Annotated in this window: 9 protein-coding genes; 1 reads left to right on the top strand and 8 read right to left on the bottom strand. The window is 69.2% G+C overall.

Translation table 11 applies throughout. The features are described from left to right. From VED21_RS27950 to VED21_RS27940, 3 genes are all read right to left on the bottom strand, one after another. A partial coding sequence (locus VED21_RS27950) for a PQQ-dependent sugar dehydrogenase (RefSeq protein ID WP_324888273.1) occupies nucleotides 1–474 on the bottom strand: 474 nt, incomplete at its 3' end. A gap of 269 nt (nucleotides 475–743) precedes the next feature. Continuing rightward, nucleotides 744–2,366, bottom strand: coding sequence for a HAMP domain-containing methyl-accepting chemotaxis protein (locus tag VED21_RS27945; protein WP_324888271.1), 1,623 nt, complete (start codon nucleotides 2,364–2,366; stop codon nucleotides 744–746). Nucleotides 2,367–2,721: 355 nt separating this feature from the next. Then, nucleotides 2,722–3,489 carry a transporter substrate-binding domain-containing protein gene (locus VED21_RS27940; protein ID WP_324888269.1) on the bottom strand — a complete coding sequence of 256 codons (768 nt, stop codon included), beginning with the start codon at nucleotides 3,487–3,489 and terminating at the stop codon, nucleotides 2,722–2,724. A gap of 421 nt (nucleotides 3,490–3,910) precedes the next feature. On the opposite strand from VED21_RS27940, the gene VED21_RS27935 reads away from it, so the two are divergent. Continuing rightward, nucleotides 3,911–5,290 carry a hypothetical protein gene (locus tag VED21_RS27935; RefSeq protein ID WP_324888267.1) on the top strand — a complete coding sequence of 460 codons (1,380 nt, stop codon included), beginning with the start codon at nucleotides 3,911–3,913 and terminating at the stop codon, nucleotides 5,288–5,290. A gap of 341 nt (nucleotides 5,291–5,631) precedes the next feature. Here VED21_RS27935 and VED21_RS27930 read toward each other — a convergent pair whose 3' ends face one another. From VED21_RS27930 to VED21_RS27910, 5 genes are all read right to left on the bottom strand, one after another. After that, on the bottom strand, nucleotides 5,632–6,459 hold the full coding sequence (locus VED21_RS27930; RefSeq protein WP_324888265.1) for a hypothetical protein: 828 nt from the start codon (nucleotides 6,457–6,459) through the stop codon (nucleotides 5,632–5,634). 11 nt (nucleotides 6,460–6,470) lie between these two features. Further along, nucleotides 6,471–7,637: a homocitrate synthase gene (locus tag VED21_RS27925; protein WP_324888263.1), complete on the bottom strand. Its 1,167-nt coding sequence runs from the start codon at nucleotides 7,635–7,637 to the stop codon at nucleotides 6,471–6,473. 525 nt (nucleotides 7,638–8,162) lie between these two features. Beyond that, the gene (locus VED21_RS27920; RefSeq protein WP_324888261.1) at nucleotides 8,163–9,092 is read right to left on the bottom strand and encodes an SMP-30/gluconolactonase/LRE family protein; all 930 of its coding nucleotides are present in this window, start codon (nucleotides 9,090–9,092) and stop codon (nucleotides 8,163–8,165) included. Further along, on the bottom strand, nucleotides 9,089–10,999 hold the full coding sequence (locus VED21_RS27915) for a TRAP transporter fused permease subunit (protein ID WP_324888259.1): 1,911 nt from the start codon (nucleotides 10,997–10,999) through the stop codon (nucleotides 9,089–9,091). The genes VED21_RS27920 and VED21_RS27915 overlap by 4 nt, the downstream gene beginning before the upstream one ends. 34 nt (nucleotides 11,000–11,033) lie before the next feature. Further along, a complete protein-coding gene (locus VED21_RS27910; protein ID WP_324888257.1) occupies nucleotides 11,034–12,050 on the bottom strand; it encodes a TAXI family TRAP transporter solute-binding subunit in 1,017 nt (338 codons plus the stop codon). Nucleotides 12,051–12,162: the final 112 nt, after the last annotated feature.

Here is a 12,162-nt window from a genome sequence, read left to right as displayed (position 1 = left end):
CGTGCCGGTGAGCGCCCGGCCGTCGGCGCTGAGCGCCCCGCGCGCCACGGCGGTGGAGTTCCGGCCGTCCTCGCCCGGTTCGGCGTAGCTGAGGTAGACGAGGCGGTTGCGCGCGAAATCCGGGTCCAGCGCCACGTCGAGCAGGCCGCCCTGGCCGCGCGCGTCGACCCGGGGCACGCCCTGCAGCGGCTCGGACTTGGTGCCGTCGGAGCTGACGAGGCGCAGAGTGCCCTTCTTCTCGGTCACCAGCATGCGCCCGTCGGGCAGGAAGGCGAGGCCCCAGGGGCGCTCCAGCCCGCCGGCGACGGTGGTCACCCGGACGGTGGCCTTCTCGGTCTGGAAGACGCGGCCGTCGGGACCGGCGCCGGTGCCGGGACCGGCTGCGCCGCCGCCGGCGCAGGCCGTGGCGGCGGTGGCCATCATGGCCAGTTGGATCCAGGCTGCGGAACGGGCGGCAAGACGGACGGCGTGCATGCGCTCGGCTCTCCCTTCGACGGCGACAGCAGGAAGATGCCTTCCCGGCGCCATCGTTCAAGGTCGCCCGTATGGAGGGGGCGGGCACTTGGCTCTGCCCGCAAGGAGGCCATTCGAAAACGAATGGGGACACAGATGAACACAGATGGACTCAGATGAAGAATGACCGGCGTGACTGGCCGTCCATCCGCGTTCATCTGTGTCGATCTGTGTTCATCTGTGTCAAAAAACCCTCCCCAATTCGTCTTCTGAATGGGGAGGGGATGGGATTACGCCGCGCGGACGTGGGCGATGAAGTTGGAGACCTGCTGGCGCAGCATGTCGAACTGGTCGGACACCTTGCGGCTGGTGGTCACCAGATCCTTCGCCATCTTGCTGGCGTCCACCACCTCGCCGGTCACCATGTCGATGTTGGTGGCCACCGCCTGGGTGCCGGAGGCGGCGTGGTTGGCGGCGCGGGAGATTTCGCGCGTGGTGATGTTCTGCTCCTCCACGGCGGCGGCAATGCCGGTGGCGATCTCGCGCGCCCCGTCGGCCACCTTGGAGATGTACTTGATCTCGTCCACCGCGCGCTGGGTGGCCTGCTGCACGCCGTTGATCTGCTGGGTGATCTCCTCGGTCGCCTGGGCGGTCTGGCTGGCCAGCGCCTTCACCTCGCTGGCGACCACCGCGAAGCCGCGGCCGGCGTCGCCGGCGCGCGCCGCCTCGATGGTGGCGTTCAGCGCCAGGAGGTTGGTCTTGCTGGCGATGTCGTTGATCAGCTTGACGATGTCGCCGATGCGCAGGGCCTGGCTGGCCAGCGCCTCGATGGTGTGGCTGGTCTGGTCGGCCGCCTCGGCGGTGTTGCGCGCCCCTTCCACCGACTGGTTGATGCGCAGCGAGATTTCCGAGGTGGTGGCCGACAGCTCCTCGGTCGCCGACGCGATGCTGCCGACGTTCTCCATGGTGTGGGACGTGGCGCTGGCGATCTCCACCGCACCCCGCTCGGCCTCGGCGATGCGGCCGGCCATGGTGTGGGCGAAGTCGCCCATCTCGCCCGCCGCCATCAGCGCCTGTTCGACCAGCGTCGAGACGTTGGACTCGAAATCGGCGGCCAGTTCGGCGATCAGCTTCTTGCGGTTGGCCTCGGACTCGGCCTTCATCCGCTGCTGCTCCTCGTTCAGCAGGGTGACCTTGGAGGTGCTGTCGCGGAACACCTCGACCGCGCGGGCGATGGTGCCGATCTCGTCCACGCGCTTCAGGCAGGACAGGCGGATGTCCAGCCTGCCGTCGGAGATCATCTGCATGGCCGCGGAAATCTCGCGCGTCGGCGCGATGATGACGCGGCGGATCAGCAGGAACAGCGCGATCACCAGCACGACGACGACGCCGAGGGAGATGGCGACGGACGCCTGCGTGTCGACCGCGATCTGGTCCACCACCACCTTGCGGCTCCACGCCACGGCCAGGGAGCCGACGCGCTCGCGCTGGGCGCCGATGGTGACGCTGCTCACCACGAGGGTCTGCAGGGGCGTGGCCTGGACGACGCTGCTGGTGTCGGTGCGGTTGCGGTTGGCCTCGACCAGCTGGGCCAGCGGCTTCTCGTCGATGCCCGCGCGGGTGTAGCTGTCCAGCAGCTTGCCGGCCTTGTCGTACACCAGGATGGCGTCGAGCCCGGTCTCCGGATCCTGGATGATCTTGGAATAGGAGCCCTTGATCGCTTCGAGGCGGGCGTAGCGCACGGCGGCCGACATGTTGTCGGCCAGCAGCTCGGTGCCCTGGGTGAAGCCGTGATCGAAGACCCGCAGCGCCAGATCGCGCGCCTTCATCGTCTGGTACGTGACCAGGCTGCCAAGCCCGAGGGCGAGCAGCACAACCACGGACAGGATGATCTTCTGGCTGATGCTGCGCATCACGGGCAGACCCCTCGGGGCCGTCCCCGCCATACCGTCGATCGACATCAGAGTATTCCCCCAGGACAGAACGTCACAACCATCGCCGGAAACCAAGGCCGTCGGCTGGACGAGGATAGACAAACAAGTTCGACAGCGCCACCTGCCCAAAACAATGCGACGCGTTGGCGCATCGCTAAGTTAGCTTTCTAATTACAGAAACGGATTGATGTGTCTCATTTTTCAGTGAAATCGCAATGAGCAGGCCGGAGCAAAAGAATATCCGGGTATGCGATGGGCGCCTGTTCTTCCGCGGCTCCGCGGGGTGCCGGCGCCGGACGGGGGTCCGGGCCGGCGGCCCCACGGGCGGTGCGGATCAGTTCATGCCGTAGAGGGCGACCAGCTTGTCGATGGTGCCGTCCTGCTCCAGAACCTGGATGGCGCCCTGCCAGTCGGCCGGGTTCAGGTTCGAGCCCTTGTTGGCGGCCAGATAGGAGGCGGAGCGCTCCTGGATCTCGCCGAAGACCAGCGCGCCGGAGCCGCCGACGGCCTTCCAGTCGGCCTTGGCGAAGGCGTCGGGCTGGTACACGGCGTCGATCTTGGCATCCTTGAGCGCCTGCATCAGGTCGCGCGAGGAGGGGAACTCCTGGATGTTGGTCAGGCCCTTGTCCTTCAGGTAGGCCAGCGACGCGCTGTTGACGGTGGTGCCCACGGCCTTCAGCGCCTTGGCCTGATCGATGGTGTTGACCGGCGCGCTGCCCGGCCGGGCGCCGAAGGAGCGGTTCAGGTCGAAGGTCTTGGTCAGCCACAGGTACTTGTCTTCGCGCGCGGCGGTGCGCGTCATCGGCAGGATGAGGACGTTCGCGGTGCTGTCGGCGAGCTGCACCGCCGCGTTCCAGGCCATGAACTCGATCGGCTTGTCGATCTTCTGGAGCTTCATCATCTCGAGGACGATGTCGTGGACGAGGCCCTTCTTGTCCGGCGACGTGCTGTCGGTCAGCGGCGCGAAGTCGGCGGTGACCACGCGGGCCACCTGGGCCGAGGCGGTCCCGGCGCCCAGAAGGCCGGCGACCAGCGCGCCGGCGGCGGCGATGCGCGCGGCGGCGCCCATGGTGGATGCCACACGCCCCAGTTTCGAGATCATAAACATGCTGCTCACCTTCCGTGAGATGGTTCCACTTAAAGCAGTACGACCTGTGGTTTGCCTTCTAACCAATACGCAATGTGCGACTGGCGCGCAACACACATTAAAAAACGAGCATTTTCGTTAAAGTTCCGTGACGTATCGGGCGCGGCATTACGACGCATGCGCACAAAGGCGCCGAGGATAAACAACCGATGCGTGAGTCGGCCGCGCGCCACGGCCGGCAGCCGCCGGTCCGGTCTTCCCCTGTGCGATATCCCGGACGGAGCGTAACCGCCGGCCCTGGATGAGTGACTTTGATACTACGAATGAGTTAATTCATTCTGTAGATGCCGGTCGATATGGGGGTATGATGCCCTCGGTGGATCCGCATATTCCCGTATGTTACGCCGTTATCGAGCCGGAAGCCGGCGGTGGTGAGATGAATAAAGCCGACAAAAACACCGTCCTGCCGGACGCCGCGCACCCGTCGCCGCTCCAGCGCGCGGTCATCCGCCTGATCCAGGCGCTGCTGCTGGGGCTGACGGCGCTGCAATTCGCCGCACTGCTGGTGCCGGCGTGGAAGGGGCCGCTGGGCGACGTGGCGGCGGTGCTGCTGGCGCTCTTCATCGTGCCGGCGTTCCTGCGCGCGCGGCGGACGACGCGGATCCTGTTCTGTTTTCTGGCCACGGCGGTGGCCGGCGTGACGCTGAGCGTCGGCGACCTGCGGCCGATCTGGCTGGGTTTGCACAACGCCATGCTGCTGGGCGCCTTCCTGTGCGTGCTGCAGCTGCTGCGCACCATCGCGCACGCCGGGCCGGCCATCCGCGAGGTGCGCACCCGCCTGGGACAATTGGACGCGCGGCACGTGCCGGGCGGATTCGCCGTGGGCGCCTTCGGGCTGGGCAGCTTCCTGTCGTTCGGCGCGCACGCCGTGCTGGCGCCGCTGCTGATGCCGGAGGCCGGCGAGGGAGCCCGCCGGGCCGCCGCGCTGGGGTCGATCCGCGGCATCAGCTTCGCCGCCTTCTGGTCGCCGTTCTTCGTCGGCGTCGCCTTCGTCACGCACCAGATGCACGACGTGCCGGCGGGGTCGGTGATCCTTCTGGGGCTGTTCTGCGCGACGCTGGCGCTGCTGTGCGATCTCGCCAGCACCGGCACCGGGCCGCGCAGCCTGGGGCGCATCATCCACGGTCTGGCGCCGCTGGCGCCCATATCGGCGATGATCGCCGCCGTGTTCATCGCCATCATGGAGCTGACGGGCATGAGCGCCATCGGCGCCGTGGTGGTCGGCGTGCCGCTGCTGAGCGCGGTGATGCTGGTGGTGAGCGGGCGGGAGCAGGCGCCGCGCATCCTGAAGACCAGCCTCGCCGGCATCGTCTACGGCAGCGACGAGCTGCTGCTGGTGGCGGCGGCCAACGTCTTCGCCGCGGTGCTGGCCGGCCTGCCGGGCTTCGCGCCGACGGTGGCGCCGCTGCTGGCCGGGCTGGCGCCGTTCCCGCTGCTGCTGGCGGTGCTGCTGCTGATGCTGGCGGCGGGGGCGCTGGGCTTCCACCCGGCCATCTCGGCCGCCGTGCTGCTGGGCGTCTTCGCCATCCTGCCGGACGCGGTGGACCGGCTGGCGCTGGCGGTGGCGCTGATCATCGGCTGGAGCCTGGCGGTGACCATTTCGCCGGTCGGCGTGACGGTGATGGTGGCCGGGCAGATGTTCCGCGTGCCCTATCCGAAGCTGATCTTCAGCCGCAACCTGGGCGGCGCGCTGGTGATCTGCGTGGCCGCCGCCGGTGGCCTGTCGCTGCTGGACATGGTGCTGCGGGCGGGGTGAGGGGGCCCGACGTTGGGCCAGCAGATTGGGTTGAGTTCTCACCGGCGAGCGCGCCGACCCGCAGCGGGGTGAAACTAGGACAATAGGACAAAGCCCCTCTCCCCTCGCGGGAGAGGGGTTGGGGAGAGGGGGATAGCCGCCGGCAGGCGGAACATGACTCTCTTCCGCCCTGCCGGGCGTAACCACCCTCTCCCCAACCCCTCCCCCGTCAAGGGGGAGGGGCTATGAGGAGCGCCTGTCCCTTGTTTCATTCTAGAGCCAGCGAAAACCCAACCTACGACGCACGAAAAAGCCGCCGGTCCCTTTCGGGGCCGGCGGCTTTTCGTTAAGCGCGCGCCGTGTCAGGCGGCGGCTTCGGTGCGGTCGCCGGCCAGCAGGCCGGCCAGGGCGGCGCCGACCTCGGCCGGGCCGCAGACGGTGGTGTCGACCACCGCCGTGCGCTCCGGCGCATGGGCCAGGAGGGCGGCCACCGTGCGGTCGGGGTCGTAGTTGCGGCGCTCGGCGGCGATGATGGCGAACTTGCCGCGCACGTCCTCGGCCGTCAGGATCCCGGCCGCCACGTCGGCGCGCAGCTGCGCGATGTCGTCGGCGGAGAGGATGTCCTCCGCACCCGGCAGGTCGAGGTCGCCGGTGGACGGCGCGCCGGTCGCGGTGGCGCGGTCGAAGGCGTCGCCGCGGCGCAGCAGGCGGTTGAGGCGCACGGCATCCGGCGCGGTCAGCACCAGGAAGCGGGCGTTCGGCAGGGATGCGGCGGCGTGCGTCACCTCCACCTCGCCGCGCAGCCCGTCGAACACCAGCGGCAGGGAGCGGCGGTGAGCGTCGGCGGCCATGCCGGCCAGCACGGCGGCCATGCCGCCCGGGCAGTCGCGGGTGAAGCGCTGGGTGATCTCGAACCGGCGCACGCGGTCCAGCACGGCGCCGCCGTCGTACAGCGGGATGATGACGCGGTCGGTGACGACGCGGCGGTCGGGCAGCAGGTTGTAGGCGACCCGGCGCTGGTCCAGCGCCGCCAGAGCGGTGGACTTGCCGGCACCGGTCACGCCGACCAGGACCAGCAGCTCCGTCTCGGCCAGCGGGCGCCAGCCGGCCGGCAGCGGCCGGCCGAAGCCGAGGCCGGGCGCGATGGTGGTGAAGGGTGCGGTGTCGGGGGTCTGGATGGTGGTGTTCATGGCGGCGGGGCTCACGCGGCGGCCTTGCGGTTGGCGAGGGCGGCGGCCGAGGCGATCAGGTCGTCCACGTCGCTGTTGGCGATGCGGCGGCGCGACGCGATGTCCTTCAGCTGGGCGGTGACCGCCTTCAGCGCGTCGGCGTCGAGGTCGTAGCCGAGCTGGTCGGCGCGCGCCCGCACCGCGTTCCAGCCGACCAGCTGGTGGGCGATCATCACGTTGCGCTCGCGCCCGAAATCGGCCGGGTCGAGGATCTCGTAGGTCTTCGGGTTGGCGAGGATCGCCTTGCTGTGCACGCCCGCCTTGTGGGTGAAGGCGCTGGAGCCGACGATGCACTGGCCGAAGGGGATCTCCACGCCGACCTTGCCGGCCACCATCTCGACCAGCGGCATCAGCGCCGGCAGGTCGAAGCGGGTGCGCGCCGTCTCGGCGTCCTGCGCGTAGATGGCCGCGACGAGGTCTTCCAGGCGGGTGATGCCGTTGCGCTCGCCCAGGCCCAGGACGCAGGTGTCGATGTGCGTGGCGCCGCCCAGCACCGCCATCCAGGCGTTGGCCGTGGCGCAGCCGGTGTCGTTGTGGCCGTGGAACTCGATGTCGATGTCCGGGCCCAGCAGCTGGCGCACCGTGCGCACCGTTTCCATCACCTGCAGCGGGCTGGCCGCGCCCACCGTGTCGGCGATGCCGAAGCGCGAGAACAGGCCGGTCTTGGCCAGCGGCATGTAGATGCTGAGCAGGTCGCTGAGCGAGCTGCGGAAGGCGTCCTCGCAGGAGAAGCGGACGATGGCGTCCGGCACCTCGACCTTGATGGTGGCGGCCACCTCGGTGGCGCGCTCGACGATTTCCTGCACGCCGCGGCCGTGGCTGGAGGCCCGCAGGATGGGGGAGGCGGCCATGAACAGGTTGAAGCAGGTGATGCCCGACTCGATGGCAAGGCGCACATCGTCCATGTGGCAGCGCAGGTGCGCGGCGATCCGGGCGCGCAGACCCATGCCGGCCAGCACTTCGCAGGCCTTGCGGGCGGCTTCGCTGACCGCCGGGGACGTCACTTCGATGAAATCCACACCGAAGTCGTCCAGCGCCTTGGCGATCTCGATCTTGTCGCCCAGGTCGAAGTGGCTGAGTTCGAACTGCTCACCCTCGCGCAGGGTGCTGTCAATGATGAAACAATTCTGCAAAGACATGCGCCCTGCATCCTTTCTCGGCTCGAAGGGGAAACAAGATTCCTCGTTCTGGCAGAGCGATGCCCGCCAGGTGCATTCATTCACAGTCAGGACAGTGTTCACCGTTCCGGCGAGAATTCGTCGGTCTGGCGTTCACGCCCAAAATCCAAGCCGGCTGGCCGGTGCCTCTTTATGGCTCCGGCAATTCGACTAAGATTTGCATAGTTTTTTATGGTTGTGTCCGACGGCCGACCGTTTCGCTTTTGAAGGCATCGCGTCGCCGTCGTGTGTTTGGTTTTTATGTCAGAACTGGAACAAATGCAACCCAAATGAATACGCATACATGCACATGGGATCTGCGGGCCGCGCAGGGCTGGCCGCGCAACATCCAACCCATAAAAAACCGTTAATTCGCAATTATCGGTACACCGTTGGAACAGCAAACGGCGCCGGGAGGCCCGGCGCCGTTCGCGCGGCGGTCGCTGCCGCCGGTTCCGTTACCCGATTCGCGCGTCGAGCCGCGGCCTGATTCGCGGCACGCGCGAATCAGGAATTATCGGGTCCATACAATGGCTTACCGGCCATCGGTAGGGTCGCGCGCAGGATGGTCCCGCTCTCGGATTCGGTGATGTAGAGGGTGCGGTTGCCGGGGCCGCCGAAGGCGATGTTGGTGGTGAACAGCCCCTCGCGCGAAACAATGCGGTATTTGGGCGCACCCAGGATATCGAAGCCCCAGACGCTGCCGTTGCCGGCGTGCGCCACCCACAGCCCGCCGTCCGCGTCCATGGCCAGACCGTCCGGGCCCGACAGGCCGCCGGAGATCTGGATGAACAGGCCCACCTTGGAGGTGGTGCCGTCGGCCGCCAGCGGCACGCGCCAGATGGCGTTGGCGCGGGTGACAGCGACGTAGATCGCCGTCTCGCCCTTGTTCGGCACCAGGCCGTTCGGGCTGGGCAGCGTGTCGAACAGGCAGGTCAGCCGGCCGTCCCTGGACAGGCGGTAGAGGCGGCCGGTGGGGTCGTGCAGGCCGGTCTGCCCCTGGTCGGTGAAGTAGAGGTCGCCGTCGGCGGCGAACACCAGGTCGTTGACGCCCTTGAAGCACTCGCCGTTGGTGCGCTCCATCACCGGGGTGACGGCGCCGGTGCGGGTGTCCAGCGACAGGATGCCCTTCTTGTAGTCGGCGATGAACAGCCGGCCGTCCTTGTGGAAGGCGAGGCCGTTCGGCTCCCCGTCGTATTCTGCGACCAGGGTGAAGGCGCCGTCCGGGGAGACGCGGAAGATGCGGCCGAACGGGATGTCGGTGACGTAGAGGTTGCCGTCGGCGTCGAAGGCCGGCCCTTCCAGGAAGGAGTGCAGCTCCTGCCCGCGCTTGTTGGCGTCGGACCAGGCGCTGCGGCGCCCCTGCTTGCGGAAGCTGTCGGGCAGCCGGGCGAAGACCTCGGCCTCGATGATTTCGGGCGGCGGGTAGAGACTCAAGGGGTGACCTCCACGGATTGGCGGCGGGTGAGGAAGAGGCGGCGGCCCAGGATGGCGGCGCCGGCGGCGAAGCCGATGCCGGTGGTCACGGCGCCCGGCACGTAGATCAGCGCGGCGGCCACGGCCAGCGCCAGCCGCTCGGGCCACGACAGGCGGCCGCGGAAGTGGCCGACCTGCACGGCGGCCAGCATCACCACCGCCAGCACCAGCGCCGCCAGGGCGCCGAACAGCGCCGGCAGGTGCGGCGCCGACAGGTCCTGCAGCATCAGCTCCGGCTGGTAGATCCACAGGAAGGGGAACAGGAAGGCGACGATGCACAGCCGCATGCTGTGCATGGTGATCTTGATGACCGGCTCCTGCGCGATGGCGGCGGCGGCGAAGGCGGCCAGCGCCACCGGCGGCGTGATCGCCGACATGACGGCGTAGTAGAAGACGAACATGTGCACGGTCAGCACCGGCAGGCCCAGCTGCGTCAGCGCCGGCCCGGCGGTGAACACCACCAGCAGGTAGGACGCCGCCGTCGGCAGCCCCATGCCCAGCAGGACGGCGCAGCCCGCCGCCGCCAGCAGCGCCAGGAACAGGTCCGCCTGCCCCAGCGCCACGATCGCCTGGCTGATCTTGATGCCGAGGCCCGTGGCGGAGACGGCGCCGATGATGATGCCGATGGCCGCGCACGCCACCGCGACGTTCAGCCCCTCCAGCCCGCCGTCGACCAGCATGCGGCGCAGGTCGCGCAAGCTGGGGCGCGTCTCCTTGAACAGCAGCGACAGGCCCAGCAGCGTGGCGATGGCGCCCAGCCCGCACAGGTCCACCGAATAGCCGCTGAACAGCATGCCCAGCAGCACGCCGAAGGACGCCAGCACGGTCAGCATCTGCAAGAGGCGCAGGCGGTTCCAGCGTCCGTCCAGGCCCTCCGGCGGACGGATGCCCAGCTTGGCCGCCTCCAGCGCCGTCACGCAGGACAGCGAGAAGATGAACAGGAAGGCCGGCACCACCGCCGCCAGCATGATGTTGGCGTAGGGGATGCCCGTGATCTCCGCCATGATGAAGGCGCCGACACCCATCACCGGCGGCATGATCTGCCCGACCACCGAGGACGACGCCTCGACGGCACCCGCGTACGCCTTGGTGAAGCCGGCGCGGTGCATCATGGAGATGGTGATGGCGCCGTTCGCCACCACGTTGGCCGGGGCCGAGCCGTTGATCGAGCCGAACAGGGCCGACGCGATGATCGCGCACTGCGCCGATCCCGAGCGGCGGCCCATCGCCAGCGCCCCGGCGATCCAATCGAAGAAGGCGCCGGCGCCGCTGAGGCGCAGCACCGCGCCGAAGATCACGTAGACGTAGACGATCTCCACCACCGAGCCGAGCGCCACGCCGAAGATGCCGTTGGCGCTGTAGGCCAGTTCGAACACCTCCGGCGCACTGAGGCCGCGGTGGCCGACCCAGCCCGGCAGCAGGTGCCCGAACGCCAGATAGCCGATGCCGGCCAGCACCACGCCCAGCAGCAGCCACCCCTCCGCCCGGCGGGCACCTTCCAGAACCACCAGGGTGCCGACCACGTAGGCCGCCATGTCCCAGTCGTTGGGCAAGCCCTCGCGGAAGGCGGCGATCTCCTCGTAGTGGCCGAGCATGTAGACCCCGGCGAACACGCCGCCGCCGGCCAGCACCGCCGACAGCAGCGCGTCCAGCGCCGGGCGCGCCCGCAGCGGCCCCGGCCGCAGCGCGAAGGTGGCGCCCAGCGCCAGCATCAGCACCACCTCGTACTGCACCCAGGCGGTCAGCCGGCCGTACAGGGCCGAGCCGACGATGAACGCGGCCAGGACGGCGCACAGCGCGAGGCCGATCTGGCGGCGCGCGCCGTCGATGGAAAGGCCGGTTCCGGCGGTGGCGGACAGGGTGGTCATGGCGCTTCTCCGTGAAGCGGAGGGGAGAGCGGCCCTACAGCGCGCCTAATTCACTCAGGCAGCGGCGGGCGCCGGGGTGGAGTTCGGCCGACAGGCCCTGGGCGGCGGTGGACAGGTCGACCAGCGCCAGCGCGGCGGAGCTGGCGCGGATCTTGTCCGCGTTGGTCCAGAAGGTGCGGCAGATGGTGTAGGCGGTCTGCTCCGGCATGTCGGCGCGGGCCAGCACCATGAAGGCGAAGGTCCAGAAGCGGACGTCGCCGTCGCTCTCCACCCGGCCGCCGTAGGCCTCCTTGATCCGCTCCGCCGGGATGGTGCGGTAGAGGTAGTGGGCGCCGTTGGTGATGGCGGCCTGCAGCGCCGGCAGGCTGCCCGCGTCGGGCGAGACGAAGCGCAGCCTGGTGCTGCGCGATGCCTGGTCGATGCCGGCCTGCGGGATGCCGCCCCACACCAGTGCGGCGTCGATCTGGCCGTTGCCCAGCCGCTCCAGCGAGGGGCCGTAGTCGAGGTATTCGGCCTGCACGGAGCCGCCGCGTCCCACGTCGGCGCCATGCACCTGGAACAGCACGCTGGACACGCGCCCGGCGTTGCCGCCGGGGCGGCCGATGGCGACGCGCTTGCCCTTCAGGTCGGACAGCGTGCGGATCGGGCTGTCGGCGCGCACCACGTACTGGCCCATGCCGGTGTCGATGGCGAACAGCACGCGCAGGCCCTTGTAGGAATCCACCAGCCCCGGCGGGTCGTCCTTGAAGCTGCCCTCGCGGTTGATGGCGTCCAGGAAGTGCGGGGCGCCGATCAGCGACAGGTCGGCGCGCCCCTGCGACAGGTTTCGCAGCCCCTTCACCGTGCCGGTGGCGACCGGGGTGATGCGGAAGCCGGTGTTCTGCTGGCCCAGCACGTCGGACCATGCCATGGCCAGCTGGAAGTCGTCGCTGGTCAGCGACACGGTCGCCATGACCAGCTCGCCGCCGGCCGCGGCGGCCGGGGCCGGGCGCAGGAAGGCCGTGGCCAGCACGGCCGCGAGGGCGACGGCGCGGAAGAGGGATCGGGTCACGGGGATGCTCTCCTGTTGCAGGCGCGGGCCTGTTGCGGGCGCGGGCCGGCGTTAGCGAGGGGGAAGGCCGATCACGCCGTCGGCGGCCAGCCGTTCGATCTCCTCGTCGCCG

The sequence above is a fragment of the Azospirillum sp. genome, from assembly GCF_035627195.1.
Taxonomy (GTDB): domain Bacteria; phylum Pseudomonadota; class Alphaproteobacteria; order Azospirillales; family Azospirillaceae; genus Azospirillum.
This window is presented reverse-complemented; position numbering and strand designations above follow the sequence as displayed.

Coding starts and splice junctions, on each gene's coding strand:
- VED21_RS27945 (WP_324888271.1), bottom strand. CDS start 2,366: ATGCGCAGCATCAGCCAGAAGATCATCCTGTCCGTGGTTGTGCTGCTC.
- VED21_RS27940 (WP_324888269.1), bottom strand. CDS start 3,489: ATGATCTCGAAACTGGGGCGTGTGGCATCCACCATGGGCGCCGCCGCG.
- VED21_RS27935 (WP_324888267.1), top strand. CDS start 3,911: ATGAATAAAGCCGACAAAAACACCGTCCTGCCGGACGCCGCGCACCCG.
- VED21_RS27930 (WP_324888265.1), bottom strand. CDS start 6,459: ATGAACACCACCATCCAGACCCCCGACACCGCACCCTTCACCACCATC.
- VED21_RS27925 (WP_324888263.1), bottom strand. CDS start 7,637: ATGTCTTTGCAGAATTGTTTCATCATTGACAGCACCCTGCGCGAGGGT.
- VED21_RS27915 (WP_324888259.1), bottom strand. CDS start 10,999: ATGACCACCCTGTCCGCCACCGCCGGAACCGGCCTTTCCATCGACGGC.